Here is a 19,246-nt window from a genome sequence, read left to right as displayed (position 1 = left end):
TTATTTCCCCTCTAATAACGGTATTTTTTTAAAGATTATTTGACACTAATATCATTGTTCAAGAACGGCATCTTTGAACGTAGGAATGGTGTAACCCATCTGTCTAAGCCAATTTTTCCTGAATTGGATCCGGAAATGAGCAATAGACCACCTAAAATAATGTAGGTTGGGTTGACTGAAACAACGCCTGCACCAAGATAAGAAAAGTTCATGACTAATGCGAAAAATGCTGCGGCAAGTGTTAACGTGCCAAAAATTAGGCCGAGTCCAACCAGTAGTTCACCCCAAGATACTAAGAAAGAAAAGGCAGCAGTAGAATGACCGTTGTTGGTGAAAGTAGTCAAGAACCAGTCATATAGCGGAAAAGCTTTTGCCCCACCGGGTGCAGTAACAGGATTTTTAATTGCCCCCATAATTAAACCAGATGCATCAAATGGTTTGGGACCAGTTAATTTTTCAAAACCGTCCTTTGCCCAAGCAAACCCCAGATAGAGCCGAATAATAGTCAATCCCCACATTGCAATTTTTGAATGACGTAACCACGCTAACATAACGATTTTCTCCTTATCATATAATTATTATCGTGCTTTCTATTACAATAAGTAAGTATAATGGTTTTATTGTGAAATGTCAAACAATTCCAAGTGTTTACTTGTAAAATAATAGTAAAAGAAAGTGCGTTAATTTTAAAAGGATTTTTTAACTTGAATTTAATCTTGAATCGTTAATATATAGTTATTGATAAGAACAAATAACACTTATTAATTGAACAGAACCCTGCAGATGATATAGGATTTTCATTTCATTCTCTCCCAAATCTTCTCTTCTCATTCTTGAATATATTTTCTTTCTCCCGTATTGTTAACAGATGCGGGGTTTTGTTTTTACAAAAAAGCCAGTAGACGCTACCATGACCGTCAGCTGGCTTTTTTAATGTGTTGGGGCTAATGAGTGTTGCAGTTTCTGGCCTAAAATAGGATAGACAATCATAACAACAAGCAAGGTTGTGACACAATTAACCAAAGTGGGAAAGAGCGTCGATAGTGTTGCAACAAATGCCGGCTGAATAGTCATGCCTTTGACTAAACTCATAACAAAATTGTGTAGCGTTGTCATGACGAGTTTGGTGATAATTGCTGCAACAACAATGAGAGCTAATTTACTAGTTTGTGGCTTTTTGTTGTAGTGGAGGCTATAAAATACGAGCATAGCACTACCCCCAACGATGAAAATTTCGATAAAATAATAAGGTGCGTCAAGAATATAGTTGTGTGTGACATCAAAAAGCGCTAAGCCCATGCCACCAGCTAATGCACCACGTTTATAGCCCAGAATCAGTACTGATAGGAGTGCAGCAGCATTACCCAGATGGACAAAGGGTTTGCCAATGAGTGCTGGCATTGGCACCTGAATGCTAGTTGCCACAAAAGTAATAGCTGCAAAAAAAGCGACAAAAACAATGGTTTGGGTAGTTTTTTCTTTTGTCATTGATGTATCCTCTGATTACGAATAGTATGATCTAAATGAAAACAATTGACCTAATTTTATCATACATTTGTGCTAAAAATTGATTTATATTTCGTATTTGATTTATCTCATCACGGGCTTGACAAATATAACTGTACCGCGTAACATAGTACACATGATACAGATAGTACACTTAGTACACTTAATCATAGGGGAATTAATGAAGCGCATTTTAATCAGTTGGTGTATGTGACAGACGTTGGGGTTAAGCATACACGAAAAATGATAAAGGAAGTGCATAAATGGCACAAATTCAGCGAAATCAGCCATTATATGAGCAGTTGATGTGGCGAATCAAGTCTCAAGTTGCTGCAGGTGTTTTATCCGTGGGCGAAAAATTGCCCTCTGTCAGAGAAATGGCGCTAATCGAAGGGCTAAATCCCAATACAGTTGCTAAAGCCTATAAGGCATTAGAAAGTCAAAATGTGATTGAAACTGTTGCTGGTAAAGGTACTTTCGTGCGTGAAAACGATGGTGTGATCGCAGATGATCGTTTTATTGCCAATGTTCAACAACAATTGGGGGAAGTTGTGATTGAGGCAAAGCGTGCGGGCATATCTTCTGATATTTTGCATCAGTGGATTGATGCTAGTTACGGAAAAGACGTTAAAGCGAGCAAGGAGGAGAGATGACACTCGTTATTGAAAATATTTCTAAGAAAATTCAAAATAAACAAGTGTTGAAGAATGTTAATTTTGAATTGCATAAGGGCGAGATTGTTGGTCTAGTAGGCCGCAATGGCGCAGGGAAGACGACATTGTTTGGGACACTGTCAGGTGAGTTATTACCTGACTTTGGTCGTGTTGGACTAGATGGCATAGACTATCTGAAAACAACAAAGCGACATGATCAATTGTTTTATATCGATATGCCTGATAATTGGTTACGTTACTATTCACCAAAACGAATTAAAGCTATTCTAAAAGTGGCCTATAAGGATTTCGATGAAGCTTGGTATGATGCAGAAATCAAACGATTTGGCTTGAATAATAGTAAACAGATTAAAACTTATTCCAAAGGTATGCGTGCACTGTTTATGATTATTCTCAGCTTTGCTAGTCGTGCGCAATATATTTTACTGGATGAACCACTAGATGGTCTAGATGTCTTAATTCGAGATCAGGTTAAGCAATTAATTGTTAACCAAGTCATGGAGCAGCAAACAACAGTTTTGATTGCCTCACATAACTTGGTCGAATTAGATACATTAGTTGATCGCATTCTACTGCTCAAAAACCAGACAATCGATCGTACATTTGCTATTGATGAGAATAAAGATGTTAAAAAGTATCAACTAGCTTTTGTCGGCCAAGAGCTACCCGCATTTCTTCGCGAGACAGGGACAATCATTGCTCAAACAGGGCATGTTGTGACAATTGTCTTTAACGATTTTACGGAAGATATTGGAATTAAGTTGGCCAGCCAAGAATTTAAATTTGTTGAAGAATTACCTATTAGTAGTGAAGATATTTTCCGCGCTAGTTTTGCCGAAGAAGCGTATGCATGGCAACAAGAATTGGAGGGGGAAATATGAGACAAGCAATGATTTTGTACATGAAAATCAAAAAGAATCAACTGATTCTAGCATTAAGTTTAGGTGTACTACTAACAGTCATTCAAGTAGGGTCTTCGATATGGCAGTATGGATTACACGGTAATTTCAGCGCTGAAAAAGGATTTGGCCCTGTTTTAATAGGGGTGTGGCTATTTATAGCAGCCATTTCGTTACTCAATGATCAGTCACGTCGCTTAGATTTATGGTTGTTCACGCAAAATATTTCACGTGGTCAGTTGTTTATTGCACGAATATTTTGGTTAGTCATTGTCCCAATCGTCGCCGCTATCGTTGTGGATGGGGCAATTGTTGGTATTTTTCACCCCACTGATTTTGGTCAAGCGCTTAATCTTGATATTATGACTAGCGCGCACTTCTTTTTCATCGCCAGTGTGATGGCCGGCATTTATACTATTATTGGGCCCAATTGGATGAAAATTGCGGGGGCGATGTTTGTTGGGTTGGTTGCTATTCAACCATTAACTTTGATCTATAAATTATTAGAAGATAGTAAACAACCAATACAGTTTATGATTCTGATTCTGGCTGGTTTATTGTTATTTGCGGTTGGTTATTATTTATCTACCAAAATTAGTGGCGACTCAATCGATGAGGCAGTGCGTTTAAGAATTTTACGTTGGCCGGTTGTTATATTTGTGTTTGTAACATCTTATGCAGTAGTCTTAGCCAACAATAGTGAGACGTTGTCTGCTGTAAAATTGTTTGATTTGTTGTTAACACCAGCTATTTTAACTGGTGTTACATTTACGTTTGTATTTAAACCCACACTCAAAGTAACGTGGGATAAATAAGTAGTATTATTTAGGGGGAAACATGGCATTATTAGAAGTTAAAAATGTTAACAAGCAGTATGGTTCAAAAAAGGCAATGGAAAATGTCAGCTTTAATGTTGAAGCGGGACACATTGTTGGCTTGATTGGACCAAACGGTGCAGGAAAGTCGACTGCAATGCGTGCAATTACTGGATTGATGAGCTATTCATCAGGTAACATCACATTTGAAGGACAACCAGTAACCTTTAGTAACCATCAAGCGTTGGGTAAAATTGGTAATTTGATTGAATATCCGTCAATTTATCCAAATTTGACAGCCCTTGAGCATTTGAAGTTGTATGCAATGGATACCGATAATCCAGCTGATTTCAAAACTTTAATGAAACAAACCCAAATTGATGGTGAAAACTTTGGTAAGCGTAAGGCTAAGAATTTCTCATTAGGAATGAAGCAACGTTTGGGAATTGCCATTGCGCTAATTCGTAATCCTAAGTTGGTTATTTTAGATGAGCCAATGAATGGCTTAGATCCACAATCAGTTCATGATTTGCGACGTTTGATTCGCGAATTGGCCGATACAGGTGTCGCATTCTTGATTTCTAGTCACTTGTTGGATGAGTTACAGAAGCTAGTTGATGACGTTGTGATTATTAATCACGGTAAAATTATTGAAACAGCAACAATGGCTGCATTCTTTAGCCATGATAAAGTACGTTGGGCACTCGAAACGTCAGATAACCAAAAAACAATTAATTTGGCTATTGCTAATCAATGGGTAGCTAATATGGAGGATGGGCATGTCCTTGTTTCTGGGGCTGACAACTTGCAGCAAGTCATCACTGCTGTGAATCAAGCTGGTATTGACATTACAACAATGAATACAGTCACAGGAAATTTGGAAAAGTCGTTACTTGATATGTTGGCTAACGATGATAAGGGGGAGTAATTGACATGTTAACATTAATGAAACAGGAATATTATAAAGCAATAAAACAAAACAGACTGTATATTTGGATTGCATTGAGTTTTATTTTTCCGTTGGCAATATTGGCTATTTTTAAATCGCAGCGAACAGTAAATGCGATAACTAACTTTGGTCAGGGGACAATTTATGTATTTATGGCAGGTATTATTATTACCGCGCTAAGTGTTTCGCAAGAATTTGGTTTTGGTACAATTAGGCCATTGTTATCACGACGTTTTAACCGCGGGATGGTTTTCACTAGTAAATTATTGCTGAATTTCAGTGTTTATATTAGTTTGTTTGTTGCTGCGTTTCTAGGTACGATGCTTGGCAAGATTATTTTCGCACCAAAGATTAACTTGGCTGATAAAATCAACTATGTCGGAACTGGTTGGCAAAATATGGGGCTAACAGCCTTAACAACTTTGTTGCAAATGATTTTCATTGCCGCATTAGTATTGTTGATTACTAACTTAGTTAAGAATTCTGGTGCTGCTATTGGTTTAGGGGTTGTCATGATTGTTGGAACACCTATTCTGAGCTCTATTTCATCACTATTAATTAATATGGCGCCTATCTTAAAGTGGAATCCGTTTAATATTTTCTTAGGTGTAGCCGTTTATCGACAAATGCCAGCCCACTTATTCAAGGAGATGGTTCATATGTCAGAGGGTGCTGTGTTTACAGCTTACGCTGTGTATATTATTCTGATGTATGGGATTGCATACTTTATCTTTAAAAAGCGTTCTGTTTAAATAAAAAAGCGTTGTTTCATGTGAAACAACGCTTTTTTTTATTAGAAGTCAGCCTTATCAGCATCTAGGTGCTCGCCGGCTGTATGTTCCAAAGCATCAAGTGTTTGGATATCTTCAATAGAGAGTGCAAAGTCGAAGACGTCGCTGTTTGCTTGAATATATTCTTGGTGCGTCGATTTAGGTAGTGGTAGGAAACCTTTATCTAGAGACCAACGGATAAGAATCTGAGGAATAGACTTATTATACTTTTTGGCAATATCATTTACTGGGGATAAATCAATTAATTTGCCAGTGCCCAAAGGCGAATACGCTTCAGTTAGTATATTGTGTGCTTTATTATAAGCAACTAACTCGTTTTGATGATCAGAAGGATTCAAGAAAATTTGATTAACCATTGGGGCAATCTTTTGCGTTTTAGCCAATGCTTCTAAATGATGAATTTGGAAGTTGGAAACACCAATTGCTTTGGCTTTACCATTTTCATAAGCTGCTTCTAAGGCAAGCCAAGTATCAGCATTTGCTGATTCCCAAGCATTTTCTTGTTCATTTCTAAGGGCTGCCGGATTAGGCCAATGAATCAGATATAAATCTACGTAATCTAATCCTAATTTGTCGAGAGATGTGTCAAGTGCTGCTTTAGCTTTGTCATAATTATGTGCATCATTCCAAAGTTTGGTTGTTACAAAGAGATCATCGCGTGAGATACCAGAATCTTTGATTGCACGACCAACAGAAGATTCGTTACCGTAAATAGCTGCCGTATCAATGTGTCGGTAGCCAGCCTCTAAAGCCCATTTTACAGCTTGGTAAGCAACATCACCGTCAGCCGATTGCCAAGTACCAAAACCAATAACTGGAATTTTGTGTCCATTTGATAAGGTGTAGGTGTCTGTGAGTGACATGAATATAGACCTCCATTTTTAATGATATTTTCTGAGAACAGTAAGACACTGGACCCACAGTCAGTATAACATGACTTGAAATGAAAGCGGTTAAATTTGATGGTTTGTGGTTTTATTTTGCCTGGGTAATTTTTTGAATTTCTTTCAATTCAGCGACTTTCCAGCTAACATAGTGCTCACCATTTGGAATTGTTTCTGTGACATTAACAATAGGGATATTATTTTCTTTGGCTAAGTTCAACATATTTGAAACGGTTGGGCTAGTAGTTTGCTTATTGTTAACAAAAAAGGCGATTTGATGATTAGTGATTGCGGATTTGAGAGAAGTAAGTGTTGCTGGTGAAGGGTCATTACCTTCTTCAATAGCCTCCGAAAAATCAGTATCCATGACCTTGTAACCGAGAGCTGTCAGCATATATTCAAATACAGGCTCACTTTGAGCAACTGATTGCCCTTTAGCCTCTTTTTTGAGTTCGGTAATCAATGTTGTCACTGGGGCTAAACTTGAAATATATTTTTTCGCATTAGCTTGATATTCAGACTTGTTTTTGGGGTCTCTTTTTGACAAATCATTGGCTAAATAGTTAGCCGTTTTAATCATCGTATCTGGGTTATTCCAAAGATGAGGATTAGCACCAGACTTCTCATGTAATACATCTTCTCCGACACGCACGAGTTGCGTTTGTCGTGATGACTTAGCTAATTTATTTAGCCAAGCATCATAGCCAAGACCATTGGCTATTGCAATATCGGTGCCGTTAACCTTTTTGGCAACTGCAGTGGTAGGCTCATAGTCCTCTGGTGATACATTTGCATCTTTAATGATGGCTGTAGCTTTCCCGTGATTGCCTACAATGGTTTGGGCTAATTCGGCATAAAAATCAGTTGATGCAACGATAGTAATTTGGTTGGTTTCTTTTTTTGTTGCTTGGCCCTTAAAGGCTGCAAAACCGACAATAGCAATAATAATAACAGCCATAATGGCAATAATTTTTTTCATGATTGGTTATCCTCTAGGTGATTGATTTGTGCTAAAAATGCCACAATTGTCTCACGTTGTGCTGGTGTAAAAGTTGCAATCGTGTGATCAATGCGATGGTGTAAGTTACGGTGTGACGCCTCGTGTTGCGCTGCTAATTGCATGCCTTCAGTACTTAACTGATAATTAACACTACGTTTGTCATTGACATCTTTAGTCGCGACAACGTAGCCATGTGCAATCAAATTTTTTATAGCTTTTGTAATTGCTGGTTTTGTTAAATGCATGCTCTCCGCTAGTGATGAATTGGTGGCGTGCTGTGTTTTAAGCAACATGAGCAGATGTGCTTGTGTTGCATTTATTTTTTGTGCCGCAGTTGTTTGAATAAATTCGGAACTGGCAGCATAGGTTTGCACGAACGTATTAAGTTCTTGAATAATATGGTCTGATTGGGACATGAGATACCTCGATAGTTTACTGGTTAATTAACAGGTAAACTATATCAATAAAAATAAGCCCTGTCAAGATACATTTTACAACCATAAAAATGAGCGTATAATGACAAATAAAAGATTTTTATTATTTTTAAAATATTGATGAATGAGAGAATGTTAAAAAAATGAGGGAAATCAAAGCGTTGTGCCGTATCTATTTTATAAACATGTTGAGTAATAAGTTTGTATTTATATTCAATTTATTACTGCCAACCGGTTATTTTATATTTCAAAATCATCGTGTCATTGGGAAAAAAATGTCATTTAATGAACAAACCTTAGCTTTTTTGAGCTATTTTTGGGCTTATATTATTTTAGTGACACTTTTAAATAATGTTATTGTGGCGATAATTTCACAGCGAGAAAGTGGATTTTACAAGCAACTATATTTTATTGTTGGATCAAAATGGCAGATATTAAGTAGTCAAGTGAGTGTACACTGGTTTATTTTAAATATTGAGTTGTTGCTTTTTAATGTCGTGTTCATGTCTGTGACCAATCATTGGGATATGCGAATTATTTTTGCTGCTTTTTTGGTATCTGTCATTGTTTCTCTACCGATTATCCTGTTATCTAGTATTCTAGTACTATTACCCATTAAAATTGAATCGCTTAATATTTTAACCAGCGTGCTGATATTTGGGGCATTTCTTTTTTTGAAATTACCCGAGGGAAAGTTGCTACAAGATGTCGTGACTATGTTCAACCCAATATCTTATATAGCCGGTACTGCCGATGAATTACTACTTGGTTTTTTTCATCGAGCAATCGCGTCCCAATTCATATGGTGTTGGTTGATAGTAACGCTAATTTATAGTATGGTTGGCTATTTTTCAGTCTCAAAATTCACAGTGAATGCTGTTGCAAAGCGCGTTTAATTGGAGGAGCACACTATGCATATTAGTCATTATTCAGCTCAGTATGGCAACCGCGTCTTGGCGCGTGACTTTTCTATGACATTAAAGCCAAATGTCGTGAATATTCTTATTGGAGCCAATGGTTCAGGTAAAACAACGTTATTGGACTTCATTGCTGGTGTCGCAACGACTAAGGTGACGGGGGTCAAGTACGATGTGCCCAAGCCTAAACAGGTTGCATATCAATTGCAACAGGTGCAGTTTTTACCAACATTAACCGTGGCACAAACACTTAAAATGTACCAAGAATTGGGAGGCAAAACAACAACTTTTCATGATGATGTGAGTGAACTAATTAGTCCTGTATTGGACCACATCTGGTCAACAAAAATGGGGCAATTATCTGGTGGCGAAAGACAGCTGGTGAGTACTTATGGGCAATTTTTATTGAATCGTCAGTTGTATATTTTTGATGAACCAACAAGTAACGTAGACAGTCATAACACTGAAATCATTCTTAACTTGATTGAATATCTTGTGCTGGTGCGCCATAAAGTGGTTTTGATCACCACACATCATCCAGAACAGCTGGCTGATTTACCAACTCATATCACCACACTAAACTAACAAAAAGATTACGGTGTTGCTAGCCAACAAGAACATTTTTAAGGTAGACATTTTTGTTAAAAGCGAACAATTAATGAAAAATATGATAAATCGTTTCTTTATTTAACCCAATTATAATCAAAAACACGCATATGCAATGCTATACTATTGATTATAATTGGAGGGTATGAGAATGAAAAGTGTTGCAACGCGCAAATTAACGCGTTTATTTGTTGTGGGATTAATGACTGGTTTGGCATTAGTTAGTTACGGCGGGCGAGTACAAGCAGATCTTGCAATTATAAACGGTACGGATCAGTATGCTAAGCCAAAATTGGAAAAAGATTATCAAAAGGCCAATCAGAAGCATAAAAATGATATTGCTGTTCAAATTTTAGGGATTAACGATTTACATGGTGGCCTTGATACCACCGGAGATGTCAAAATAGGGGACAAGAGTTATAGCAAGGCCGGCACGGTATCACGCTTGGCAGCTTATTTGGATCAAGCACAATCGCACTTTAAATCGGTCACTGAATCTGATAATACTTTGCGTATTGAAGCTGGCGATGCTGTCGGTGCAGCACCCGCCAATTCAACGCTTTTGGCCCACGAATCTACAATGCACGCCTTAAAAGCAATGAAGTTTAGTATTGGGACGCTTGGAAATCATGAGTTTGATCATGGATTGCCCGAATTTAATCGTATTTTAACAGGTAAAAAGCCTGATAATTCAGCGGATAAGTTGCTTAAAAATTATCCCCATCGCACGTCAGGTGTTGATATGATTGTTGCCAATGTGGTGAACAAAAAAAATCAAAAAATCCCTTATGGTTATCAACCCTATATAATCAAGACTGTTAAACAAAACAATCAGACAGCTAAGGTTGGCATTATCGGTATTGAGACTGCCACATTACCAAGCTTAACGCTATATCAAAATTATAAAGACTATGATGTGCTTGATGAGGCCGAAACAATTGCTAAATATGATAAAATTTTACGCGAAAAAGGTGTTAATGCCATTATTGTTGTAGCACACACTGGTGTAGAAACAAAAACAGATACAACGTCAGGCCAAAGCGTGGCTATTTTAAACAAGTTAAATGATTTGTCTCCTGACAACCAAGTTGGTTTGTATGTCGCTGGTCATTCACATCAGTATGCTAATGCGAAGGTGGGTCGTACTCAAGTCGTTCAAGCTGTCTATACTGGAAAAGCGTACGATAATAGTTGGTGTTATATTGATGGCAAATCAGGACGTTTTACTGATGTGACGTCACATGTTTATCCGGTACTTTCAGCTAAAGATGATCCCAAAACCAAATCAGATAAAACAGTAGCAAATATTGTTAAAGATGCTGATAAACGCGTCAATAAAAAAGTGAGTCAAGTGATTGGTTATGCGGCAACAAATGAAACAATCACAGGCCGATTGCATAATAATGACACGCTTGAAAATCAAGCGGGTGAATTAGTTGCTGATTCGCAACTTGCAGCAGCACAACATGCACAATTAAACCCGGATTTTGCGATGACGAACACGGGTGGTGTACGGGCTGATTTAGATGTGAATAAACGTAAAGCAATTACTTGGGGCGCAGCGACAGCTGTTCAACCTTTTGGTAATATTTTGCAAGTTGTTGACATGACTGGGGCTCAAATAAGGCAAGCATTAAATCAACAATATAACGAAAACCAGCACTATTATCTCCAAATTGCAGGATTGCAGTATACTTACCACAAATCTGATGAGACAAATCCTTCTGACCGTGTGATAGAGATGCGTGATACACATGGCACAAGCATAGAGGACACCAAAAATTATCGTGTTGTTATCAATGACTTTTTGCATGGTGGGGGTGATAATTTCACAGCTTTTAAAAATACAAAAATAGTTGGTGCCGCAGGGACTGATACTGACGCGCTGATTAAATATATTGAAGAAAAAACACGAACAGCACAAAAAGTGACTGCACCACAACTTAATCGTAAAATTGCTGTTGAATAAAAAAAGAAGACTAGCTAAGCTAGTCTTCTTTTTTTATTTTATTAACCCTTAAATACCCAAGCGTCACCGTTTTCGGCTAACAGCTTGTCAGATGCTTCAGGTCCCATGGAACCTGACTTGTATGTTTCAAGTGGTGCTTTATCAGCAGTGTAGACAGCTGAAATAGCATCCACAAACTTCCAAGCAATAGCAACACCGTTCCAGTCAGCGAAGTTTGATCCGTCACCATTCATTGTGTCGTGAATCATACGTTCGTATGGCTCAGGTGTATTTTGCTTATCTTCATCAGAAATTGACCAATCAAGATTAATCATACGTGTATTGAAAGCATCTTCAACTGACTTTGAATTAATCTTGAATTCGATACCACCCTTAGGATCAATCAAAATTGATAACACAGCTTCTTGCGCTTCTTGTTCAGAACCAAAGGCAAAGGTACCAGCCTTGAAGACGATATCGACACGTGTTTGTTTAGCAGCTAAACGCTTGCCTGAACGCACGTAGAATGGCACACCTTCCCAACGTGGCAAATCAAACTGTAATTCACCAGCGATGAATGTATTGTTCTTTGAGTCAGCGGGTACGTCCATTTCTTCAAGATATGGCTTGAAATCAGCAGTGTCTCCGGCACCATACTGTGCACGGACGAAATACTTGTTGACTTCGGCTTCATCATAAATTTTAAGAGCATTAAAAGCCGCATTCTTAGCCGCACGGATATCCTTATCAGTAAATGAATCTGGCTTTTCCATAGCAAGCCAACCAACAATTTGCATAGTGTGGTTTTGAATCATATCTAATAATGCACCGGCTGTATCGTAATAACCGGCACGTTCTTCAACACCAAGCACTTCAGACAAAGTAACTTGGACGTTTTTAATGTAATCTTTGTTCCAAGCGGCATCAAAGATGGGGTTACCAAAACGAAGGGCAGCAATATTTTGGACCATTTCTTTACCAAGATAATGATCAATACGGAATAATTGATTATCGTCAAAAGCGTTTTCTAAGTCTTTTTGTAGCTCTTCGGCAGTGGCGTATGATGTACCAAAAGGCTTTTCAATCATCAAACGGTTGTAACCACTATCAGCTAGCAAGCCCTCTGACTTGAGATATTTTGCAATTGTCCCAAAGAATCGTGGTGCCACAGACATGTAGAAAATACGATTACCTTGAATATCGAACTTTTCGGCTGCTTCTTCAATTGCTTGTTTTAAGATGTTGTATGAAGCTGCATCGGTTACATCATGTGCACGGTATGAAAAGTGTGCGATGAAGGCCTCGGCTTGGGCTTTATCTTCAGTAAAGTCAGCGATTGATTCGCGAACCAATTGCTTGAATTCAGCATCAGTCAAATCCTGACGTGCTGTACCAACAATGGCAAAATGTTCTTGTAAGTAACCTTTCTTGTAAAGGTTAAAAACTGAAGGATAAAGCTTACGCTTTGCTAAATCACCAGTTCCACCAAAAAAAGTAACTAATGTTTTGATTTCTGCAACCATGATGTTCCCCTTAATACTATAATTAAATTCATTTACCATTATAACGCAAAATCATTTAAAAAGTACCTATTTTCACAAACGGATTAAGCGTTTAACAAATAAAAGTGTGTCGTTATTCTTGGTGTGGCAAAATCAAAACAGCCTTGTAGATATGTTTACTTTAGAATATCATGGACAAGTTCTTCAAATGATTGTTGACCTATGGGAGTTTTCACAACTGTAAAACCGTGATAAGCATTTGGATATCGTGCAAGGGTGACACGCACGTAGGCTGCTACGAGATGTTGTGCAAAAGTTTCGGCTTCACCGCGTAGACTGTCAAATTCGGCAGTATGAATTATGGTTGTTGGAAATCCGAGTAAATCAGACGTACTTGCAAATATGGGTGATATCATTGGATTTTTAGCAAAATCTACCGTGTCATTTTGTAAATAAAAACGATTCATCAGGCGCGATTCTGCCACTGGAATGCCTTTACCATCAGGGTATTTTTTATCAGCGGCATCAGTGGCTAAGTCTAATACTGGAAAATCCAGTACAACTTTGTTAGCTAAAGGAATGCCGTCTTTTTTAGCACGGAGTTGTGTTGTCACTGCTAAGTTCCCTCCGGCACTATGACCCATAACAATCAAAGGCGAATCTACTGGTGCAAATGTTGTAAAACTTTCTTGTACATATTTAAAGGCAGCAAATGCAGCGTCAACGGCAGCGGGGAAAGGGTGTTCAGGGGCAATAGGGTAATCTACATCGATTACAGTATAGTTTGTTGCATACACAAGCGATTTAGCAAAAGCATAGTCGCCATCCGTCCAAGGATACATAAAGCCCGAGCCGCGAAAATTAAGTATGATACCTTGACTAGGTAAATAGTTGGGCGTGTAGATTATTAATTTTAGGGCGTCTTGATTGGGCACGTCTATTGTTTGTTCTGACCTTGTTATGCCATGATGTCGTTCGTCAGGCAAGGGTAGATCATAAACAGCCACCTGATTTCGCATATTTTTCGCTTGTTCAAGCATGTCATTTTTTGTCATCATGTTGCTCCTTTTCTTTGTCTAACCAAATAAATGCCTCGTGGAGTGATTGGTCCCAAAAATCCCAATCATGAATACCAGGATGTGAAACCCAGGTATGGTGGGATCCGATTTTATCTGCTAATTGTTGGCTAAAAATGACGTTTTGTTGGTACAATGCATCTTCTTCACCACAGGTCGTATAAATAGATAATGGCCACTTGTTGTTATCTAGATGAACTAATGTGTCTGCAAGAGATAGGGGCTTGCGTGTTATATCTTGCCCGCTAAAAACGAGGTCGAAATCAGGCATGGCGAAGATATCGCGTTTATCATAAAAATCAACTAAGTCGACAACACCTGATAAAGCTACGATATGTGCGAACTGTTGCGGACAATTCAATCCCCATTTTAAAGCACCATAGCCACCCATTGAATTGCCAATCACAACATTATCTTCACGTTGGTCACTAAGTGGCAAGAGTTGGCGCAGTCGGTGAGGTAATTCTTCGGTAATAAAACGCCAGTAATCTGGGCCAGAGGTCATATTGTTATAAAAGCTACGCGCGACGTCGGGCATAATAATAGCATAACCATATTCAGTCGCATAACGTTCCAAGCCGGTCATACGGTACCAATCAGTGGCGTCACCTGACAAGCCATGCAACAGCCAGATTGTTTTCAAAGGTTGGGCATGTAATTGGTCGTAGGCTACTGTGCCATCGGCTTCACGCCTTTCGGGGATGATAGCAGAAACTTCTGTCATCTTATTAAGTACGTTTGAGAAGTAGTGTAAGGTCATAAAAGCCATAATTAATTCCGCCTATATTTTATATTGGTTTTAGATAGTAGTTACCGGTTGTGTCGCTGCTTTTTTTGTGTGCTTTTCTAAGAAGGCATGAACAATTTTTTTGGCCTGAGTTGACCAAAAAGCATCGGTGCCGTGATTACTGCCTTTAACTGTGACAAAAGTGTTGTCAACAGTAGCGTCATCTAATGCTGTTTTGAGCGAGACGCTTTGCTGAAAGGGTACAATCATGTCCATTGTACCGTGGAAAATCAAAAATGGTGGACATGCCGTATTGATGTATGTCAGTGGATTAGCCTGTGTCATGATAGGATTCGTTGCTTGAATAGCTGCATGACCAAAGTAAGCGCCGACCCAACTGTTAGCTGAACGGTGTTCTTGTATGGAAGGTGATAGGTCTAAATCTTGTAATACAGTCGGCCCATAAAAGTCAATGACACCTTTAAACTGTCGATTTTTAGCTTCATTGTGGAAAAAGAAAGCATCATCCTGGGTTAACGCCATCATAATGGCAGTATAGGCGCCTGATGATTCACCCCATAGGATAATCTGAGTCGTATCAATATGATAGTCTTTGGCATGCGATAACAAAAAATCTAGTGCAGCATTAGCATCGCGAATAGTTGATGGAAATTCACCGCCTTTATCGCTACCTTGATAGGCTACCGATGCCACAACATAACCTTGTTGTGCAAATTCACTAAGATGTGGCAGATGAAGACCAATTTCTTGGGTGGCAAAAGCAGAGCCTTGAATCCATAAAATAAGTGGAAACTGCCGTTGATCGTTAATGCCAGTTTCCGGAATGTAGACAGGAGGTACTAAAATATCCATAAATAATGACGGATGATTTTCATCATATGCGATGTTTGTAAAGCACATCGGTATGATGGGGGTGTCATCACCGTTTAAAGTGATAGTCTTTGGCACCAGTGTTGTATCCTCTGGAAAATCCTGTGGGGAGAATGGTGTCATGTAGTGTGTAGGATTAGACAACAGCGTAACCTCCAATTAATAAGTGTATGGGTAATGTTGCATTTTTAATACGCCTTCATAGTAAACATATTTGTTTTATATGTCAAGCGCAAAGCATAATGTTTTATTCTTAAATATAGAGATATAAGGGATAAAAAAAGTTTTTGAAGATATTATTGTGACGTCCGCTTGACACAATGAAAAACACAGCATATAATAAAGTCGGTTAAAAATGTAAGCGCTTTCGCTGATTTAGTTGAGGAGGAAACTCAAATGGAAAACAAGTTAACCACTGCTAATAAGGTCGCGTATGGTTTCAGTGACTTTGGTAACAACTTAGTGTTTGTTGCCGCAACGAATTACCTGATGTTTTACTATACTGATGTGGCTGGACTAAGCTTGGCTGCCACGGGTATATTATTCCTAATTGTACGTATTTTTGATGCCTTTGCTGGACCAATCTTTGGTATTTTGGTGGACAAGACACAAACAAGGTTTGGTAAAGTCCGACCATGGTTCTTGTGGATGGCCGTTCCTTATGCCATATCAGCTGTTCTGCTGTTCTCGATAGCATTTTTCCCGGCAGGCTCGCGACTGACATTGGCTTATATTACATACGCAGTCTTTACGGTCTGCTTTGCTGGTTTAGGCACAGCCATTAACGCAATTTTACCAAGTTTATCAGCCGATCCGAATGAACGTGCTTCAGCTAATATGTTCCGAAATGTACTAGGACAAGCTGGTGGTTTAATTTCAGGCTTAGCAATTTTACCCCTTGTTTCAATGCTAGGCGGAACGAATAACGCCAAAGGATTTGCTATGGGGATGGGACTTTTCGCGGTAATTTTGGTTATCGCGGAAGTATTTACTTTTATTAATGTTCGTGAAAATATCACCCCTGAGCAAGAAAAACCTGTTCCTTTGCATGATAGTATCAAAGCACTGCTCCCAAATGGTCCATGGTGGACAATCATTATCACTAATATCATCATTTTTATTGGTGTCGTGGTTAAAAATTCATCTACTGTTTACTTCTTTAAATATGTTTTACACAATGAAGGCATGTCAGCTATTGCCAACTCAGTTAGTTCCCTGGCAATGATTGTTGGTGCGATTACGATTCCTTTCTTAATTAAAAAGTATCCTATGCGAACCGTTGTTATCGCTAATTTGCTTGTTGCTATTCTAGGGCAAGGGGTGCTACTGGTTGCCGCACAAACAGCAAGCGTAGGTTCTGCTATCCTTGGTGTTGCAGTATCTGCCTTCGGGTTAGGTGCAGCACAGAGCCTAATGTTTGTTATGACAGCAGAAACTGTTGATTATGGTGAATGGCGCTTTGGTGTCCGTGCCCAAGGCTTGCTGACATCAGTTTCTGCCATTGGTGCCAGTATTGGTGCTGGTTTAGCAGGTGTGATTAACAGTGAAATTTTGGCACGTTTCCACTTTGTGCCTAATGTCACACAAACAGCGTCTGGCATCATGGGGATTAATATCTGCTTTATTTATGGACCAGCTTTGATTGACGCGCTTTGTGTCATTAGTATTTTGTTCTATGGCTTGGATAAAGTGAGTGCTAAAATGCATGCTGATTTAATGGCTAAACGTGAAAGTGAAATGAATGAGGGAGCAATTTAGTGATGATTAACTACGTGAATACGACAATCAATGGACTAACATTGCGAGGCACAGCATATGTGCCAGATAATATCACAGCACCCGTACCAACCGTGCTCCTGTTTCATGGTTTTGGGGCAGTGCGAACAGAGTATTTTTGTTCATTTGTTCAAATTAGTCGATTACTTGCCAAGAGCGGTATTGCAGCGATTGCATTTGACTTTTCGGCACATGGTGAGAGTGATGGCACCTTTATGGATTTCACGTTTAGCAATGAGATTTTTGAGGGAACGCAGCTTGTTTCCTTTGTGAAAACACTGGATTTTGTTGATGAAAACCGTGTGGCGTTGCTGGGTATGAGTCTGGGTAGCGTTGCTGCAAGTATGGTTGCTGGACAATTGGGCAGTCAAATTGCCGGTCTATGCATGTGGTCACCGGCAGCTGTTTTTCAAGACGAAATTCTAGAACATAAAACACTGCAAGGTAAGTCAATCGCTAGTGTTTCTGAGCAAGGCTATTTTGATTTTAATTCGATGAAGTTGGGTGCTGCCTTCTTTGAAGATTTAAAGACAGTGGCAATTTATGACACAGCCGTTAATTATCAGGGACCGGTTAAAATTATTCATGGTGGATCAGATATGATTGCGCCAGTGGCGTATGCTCAAAAATACGTGACAACTTATCGCCAGTCTGCAGACTTGACAGTGGTTGCTAATGCGGATCATAGTTGGGGAGATGTACAGACAAGAGAGACACTATTTAACGCAACGTTAGCATTTTTTGATAAACTATATAAATAAAGACGTTATCGAACCGAGGATGGGTAAATTGGGCTATACATTAAAAGATGTCGCAGAACGTGCAGGTGTATCATTGACTACAGTGTCACGAGTTATAAATAAACGTGGTTATTTTTCCGAAAAAACCGAGTCGCGTATTTATACAGCGATGCAAGAAATGAACTACCATCCTAATTCAGTCGCGCGCTCATTGTCGGGTAAACGTACGAAACTCATTGGTGTGATTTTAACAGATACACGTAATCCATTTAATGCACAGTTGCTTGAGAAAATAGAATCAGAACTATTTAATCGTGAATATAAAGTGATTCTTGCTAACAGCTCTGACAATCCTCAAAAAGAACGTTCTTACATTGGTATGTTGCAATCTAATCAAGTTGACGGGCTGATTACAGCCTCACATAATACGATTATTGACGACTATCAACAATTGAATCTACCCCTTGTGTCTTTGGATCGCTATTTTGGACCTAATATTCCAACAATTAGTTCTGATAATTTTTCAGGTGGGCAAACGGCAGCCCGTGTATTATTAGCCGGTGGTGCCAAAAAGTTACTCGTCTTTTCTGGCGAAATCCATGATACAAATCCAACTGTTGATCGGACAAATGGCTTTATGGACATTGCTAAAAAGCACCAACTGACACCAGCCATACAGATGATGCCCAGCGATGCGACCGTTAATTTCCGTAAGATGCTTATTCACCAAGAAATTTTAAAACAAAAACCAGATGGTATTATGGCAACAGACGATACGACAGCATTGTTAGTTTTAGAAGAGCTACGTATGATGCATTTACGTGTGCCGCAAGATGTTCAAGTTGTTGGTTATGACGGTAGTGACTTTATACGAGAAAGTTTTCCAACGCTATCAACTGTTGTGCAGCCTATCTCTGATTTAGCAAAAACATTAGTAGATACCCTAATTCGGAAAATAGAACAACCAGATTTAGCGCAAGAACGCCAATATACATTTCCAATTACATTTCATCGTGGGACAACAACAAAAAACGCCTAATAAAGGCGTTTTTTTAGTGGTCACCATGACATCTTTAGCAACGATTCATGCTAAAATGAAGTATTGGTTTGG

At 38.8% G+C, this 19,246-nt stretch carries 20 protein-coding genes; 11 read left to right on the top strand and 9 right to left on the bottom strand.

The features are described 5' to 3' along the window. Positions 1-35: 35 nt before the first annotated feature. Together FAZ25_RS02815 and FAZ25_RS02810 are read right to left on the bottom strand one after the other, a co-directional pair. Complete coding sequence (locus FAZ25_RS02815; RefSeq protein ID WP_146972594.1) at positions 36-551, bottom strand: DoxX family membrane protein; 516 nt, start codon at positions 549-551, stop codon at positions 36-38. Between the two features lie 379 nt (positions 552-930). Then, positions 931-1,488: an ECF transporter S component gene (locus FAZ25_RS02810; protein WP_004902345.1), complete on the bottom strand. Its 558-nt coding sequence runs from the start codon at positions 1,486-1,488 to the stop codon at positions 931-933. A 281-nt stretch (positions 1,489-1,769) separates the two neighbouring features. On the opposite strand from FAZ25_RS02810, the gene FAZ25_RS02805 reads away from it, so the two are divergent. Genes FAZ25_RS02805 through FAZ25_RS02785 form a run of 5 tightly spaced genes read left to right on the top strand, consistent with a single transcriptional unit; the run spans position 1,770 to position 5,595 of the window. Then, positions 1,770-2,159, top strand: coding sequence for a GntR family transcriptional regulator (locus FAZ25_RS02805; RefSeq protein ID WP_004902346.1), 390 nt, complete (start codon positions 1,770-1,772; stop codon positions 2,157-2,159). After that, positions 2,156-3,061, top strand: coding sequence for an ABC transporter ATP-binding protein (locus FAZ25_RS02800; RefSeq protein ID WP_004902349.1), 906 nt, complete (start codon positions 2,156-2,158; stop codon positions 3,059-3,061). Before FAZ25_RS02805 ends, FAZ25_RS02800 begins: the two co-directional genes overlap by 4 nt. Continuing rightward, positions 3,058-3,894 carry a hypothetical protein gene (locus tag FAZ25_RS02795; RefSeq protein ID WP_004902352.1) on the top strand — a complete coding sequence of 279 codons (837 nt, stop codon included), beginning with the start codon at positions 3,058-3,060 and terminating at the stop codon, positions 3,892-3,894. The genes FAZ25_RS02800 and FAZ25_RS02795 overlap by 4 nt, the downstream gene beginning before the upstream one ends. Positions 3,895-3,916: 22 nt before the next feature. After that, a complete protein-coding gene (locus FAZ25_RS02790) occupies positions 3,917-4,822 on the top strand; it encodes an ABC transporter ATP-binding protein (protein ID WP_004902356.1) in 906 nt (301 codons plus the stop codon). A 5-nt stretch (positions 4,823-4,827) separates the two neighbouring features. Further along, positions 4,828-5,595: an ABC transporter permease gene (locus FAZ25_RS02785; protein ID WP_004902360.1), complete on the top strand. Its 768-nt coding sequence runs from the start codon at positions 4,828-4,830 to the stop codon at positions 5,593-5,595. A gap of 41 nt (positions 5,596-5,636) precedes the next feature. On the opposite strand, the gene FAZ25_RS02780 is transcribed toward FAZ25_RS02785, so the two are convergent. From FAZ25_RS02780 to FAZ25_RS02770, 3 genes are all read right to left on the bottom strand, one after another. Continuing rightward, positions 5,637-6,497 (bottom strand): aldo/keto reductase, encoded by an 861-nt coding sequence (locus FAZ25_RS02780; RefSeq protein WP_004902364.1) that lies wholly within the window; start codon positions 6,495-6,497, stop codon positions 5,637-5,639. 112 nt (positions 6,498-6,609) lie between these two features. Further along, positions 6,610-7,497, bottom strand: coding sequence for a metal ABC transporter solute-binding protein (locus tag FAZ25_RS02775; protein ID WP_040189675.1), 888 nt, complete (start codon positions 7,495-7,497; stop codon positions 6,610-6,612). Beyond that, entirely contained in the window at positions 7,494-7,934 is a 441-nt protein-coding gene (locus FAZ25_RS02770; protein ID WP_004902369.1) for a MarR family winged helix-turn-helix transcriptional regulator, read from the bottom strand. The genes FAZ25_RS02775 and FAZ25_RS02770 overlap by 4 nt, the downstream gene beginning before the upstream one ends. Positions 7,935-8,227: 293 nt before the next feature. Here FAZ25_RS02770 and FAZ25_RS02765 point away from each other — a divergent pair, with 293 nt between their 5' ends. From FAZ25_RS02765 to FAZ25_RS02755, 3 genes are all read left to right on the top strand, one after another. Further along, positions 8,228-8,848, top strand: a complete 621-nt coding sequence (locus FAZ25_RS02765; protein WP_227005690.1) for a hypothetical protein — start codon at positions 8,228-8,230, stop codon at positions 8,846-8,848. Between the two features lie 15 nt (positions 8,849-8,863). Continuing rightward, a complete protein-coding gene (locus tag FAZ25_RS02760) occupies positions 8,864-9,454 on the top strand; it encodes an ATP-binding cassette domain-containing protein (protein ID WP_004908313.1) in 591 nt (196 codons plus the stop codon). Positions 9,455-9,626: 172 nt separating this feature from the next. After that, on the top strand, positions 9,627-11,444 hold the full coding sequence (locus FAZ25_RS02755; protein ID WP_040189678.1) for a bifunctional UDP-sugar hydrolase/5'-nucleotidase: 1,818 nt from the start codon (positions 9,627-9,629) through the stop codon (positions 11,442-11,444). Between the two features lie 41 nt (positions 11,445-11,485). Here the strand turns inward: FAZ25_RS02755 and zwf are convergent, their stop codons facing one another. The 4 genes from zwf to FAZ25_RS02735 all read right to left on the bottom strand — a co-directional run bounded on the left by zwf (position 11,486) and on the right by FAZ25_RS02735 (position 15,763). Beyond that, the gene (zwf, locus tag FAZ25_RS02750; RefSeq protein WP_004908307.1) at positions 11,486-12,946 is read right to left on the bottom strand and encodes a glucose-6-phosphate dehydrogenase; all 1,461 of its coding nucleotides are present in this window, start codon (positions 12,944-12,946) and stop codon (positions 11,486-11,488) included. Between the two features lie 155 nt (positions 12,947-13,101). After that, positions 13,102-13,983, bottom strand: a complete 882-nt coding sequence (locus tag FAZ25_RS02745) for an alpha/beta hydrolase fold domain-containing protein (protein ID WP_012305001.1) — start codon at positions 13,981-13,983, stop codon at positions 13,102-13,104. Then, positions 13,967-14,770 carry an alpha/beta hydrolase family protein gene (locus tag FAZ25_RS02740; protein WP_004905092.1) on the bottom strand — a complete coding sequence of 268 codons (804 nt, stop codon included), beginning with the start codon at positions 14,768-14,770 and terminating at the stop codon, positions 13,967-13,969. Before FAZ25_RS02740 ends, FAZ25_RS02745 begins: the two co-directional genes overlap by 17 nt. A gap of 30 nt (positions 14,771-14,800) precedes the next feature. Next, a complete protein-coding gene (locus tag FAZ25_RS02735; RefSeq protein WP_048801863.1) occupies positions 14,801-15,763 on the bottom strand; it encodes a prolyl oligopeptidase family serine peptidase in 963 nt (320 codons plus the stop codon). A gap of 252 nt (positions 15,764-16,015) precedes the next feature. Here FAZ25_RS02735 and FAZ25_RS02730 point away from each other — a divergent pair, with 252 nt between their 5' ends. From FAZ25_RS02730 to FAZ25_RS02720, 3 genes are read left to right on the top strand one after another with little or no spacing between them, the layout of a single operon-like run. Further along, the gene (locus tag FAZ25_RS02730; protein ID WP_004905090.1) at positions 16,016-17,377 is read left to right on the top strand and encodes a glycoside-pentoside-hexuronide (GPH):cation symporter; all 1,362 of its coding nucleotides are present in this window, start codon (positions 16,016-16,018) and stop codon (positions 17,375-17,377) included. Positions 17,378-17,379: 2 nt separating this feature from the next. Next, positions 17,380-18,156 carry an alpha/beta hydrolase gene (locus FAZ25_RS02725; RefSeq protein WP_036058438.1) on the top strand — a complete coding sequence of 259 codons (777 nt, stop codon included), beginning with the start codon at positions 17,380-17,382 and terminating at the stop codon, positions 18,154-18,156. A gap of 19 nt (positions 18,157-18,175) precedes the next feature. Next, the gene (locus FAZ25_RS02720) at positions 18,176-19,174 is read left to right on the top strand and encodes a LacI family DNA-binding transcriptional regulator (RefSeq protein WP_100665109.1); all 999 of its coding nucleotides are present in this window, start codon (positions 18,176-18,178) and stop codon (positions 19,172-19,174) included. The last annotated feature ends 72 nt before the right edge of the window (positions 19,175-19,246 follow it).

The sequence above is a fragment of the Leuconostoc sp. LN180020 genome, assembly GCF_014844115.1.
Classification (GTDB): Bacteria; Bacillota; Bacilli; order Lactobacillales; family Lactobacillaceae; genus Leuconostoc; species Leuconostoc citreum.
The sequence above is the reverse complement of the archived record's forward strand: the minus strand, read 5'-3'. Positions and strand labels throughout refer to the sequence as shown.

Excerpts from the sequence above, each read along its gene's own strand:
- FAZ25_RS02815 (WP_146972594.1), bottom strand. The coding sequence starts at position 551 with ATGTTAGCGTGGTTACGTCATTCAAAAATTGCAATGTGGGGATTGACT.
- FAZ25_RS02810 (WP_004902345.1), bottom strand. The coding sequence starts at position 1,488 with ATGACAAAAGAAAAAACTACCCAAACCATTGTTTTTGTCGCTTTTTTT.
- FAZ25_RS02805 (WP_004902346.1), top strand. The coding sequence starts at position 1,770 with ATGGCACAAATTCAGCGAAATCAGCCATTATATGAGCAGTTGATGTGG.
- FAZ25_RS02800 (WP_004902349.1), top strand. The coding sequence starts at position 2,156 with ATGACACTCGTTATTGAAAATATTTCTAAGAAAATTCAAAATAAACAA.
- FAZ25_RS02795 (WP_004902352.1), top strand. The coding sequence starts at position 3,058 with ATGAGACAAGCAATGATTTTGTACATGAAAATCAAAAAGAATCAACTG.
- FAZ25_RS02790 (WP_004902356.1), top strand. The coding sequence starts at position 3,917 with ATGGCATTATTAGAAGTTAAAAATGTTAACAAGCAGTATGGTTCAAAA.
- FAZ25_RS02785 (WP_004902360.1), top strand. The coding sequence starts at position 4,828 with ATGTTAACATTAATGAAACAGGAATATTATAAAGCAATAAAACAAAAC.
- FAZ25_RS02780 (WP_004902364.1), bottom strand. The coding sequence starts at position 6,497 with ATGTCACTCACAGACACCTACACCTTATCAAATGGACACAAAATTCCA.
- FAZ25_RS02775 (WP_040189675.1), bottom strand. The coding sequence starts at position 7,497 with ATGAAAAAAATTATTGCCATTATGGCTGTTATTATTATTGCTATTGTC.
- FAZ25_RS02770 (WP_004902369.1), bottom strand. The coding sequence starts at position 7,934 with ATGTCCCAATCAGACCATATTATTCAAGAACTTAATACGTTCGTGCAA.
- FAZ25_RS02765 (WP_227005690.1), top strand. The coding sequence starts at position 8,228 with ATGTCATTTAATGAACAAACCTTAGCTTTTTTGAGCTATTTTTGGGCT.
- FAZ25_RS02760 (WP_004908313.1), top strand. The coding sequence starts at position 8,864 with ATGCATATTAGTCATTATTCAGCTCAGTATGGCAACCGCGTCTTGGCG.
- FAZ25_RS02755 (WP_040189678.1), top strand. The coding sequence starts at position 9,627 with ATGAAAAGTGTTGCAACGCGCAAATTAACGCGTTTATTTGTTGTGGGA.
- zwf (WP_004908307.1), bottom strand. The coding sequence starts at position 12,946 with ATGGTTGCAGAAATCAAAACATTAGTTACTTTTTTTGGTGGAACTGGT.
- FAZ25_RS02745 (WP_012305001.1), bottom strand. The coding sequence starts at position 13,983 with ATGATGACAAAAAATGACATGCTTGAACAAGCGAAAAATATGCGAAAT.
- FAZ25_RS02740 (WP_004905092.1), bottom strand. The coding sequence starts at position 14,770 with ATGGCTTTTATGACCTTACACTACTTCTCAAACGTACTTAATAAGATG.
- FAZ25_RS02730 (WP_004905090.1), top strand. The coding sequence starts at position 16,016 with ATGGAAAACAAGTTAACCACTGCTAATAAGGTCGCGTATGGTTTCAGT.
- FAZ25_RS02725 (WP_036058438.1), top strand. The coding sequence starts at position 17,380 with ATGATTAACTACGTGAATACGACAATCAATGGACTAACATTGCGAGGC.
- FAZ25_RS02720 (WP_100665109.1), top strand. The coding sequence starts at position 18,176 with ATGGGTAAATTGGGCTATACATTAAAAGATGTCGCAGAACGTGCAGGT.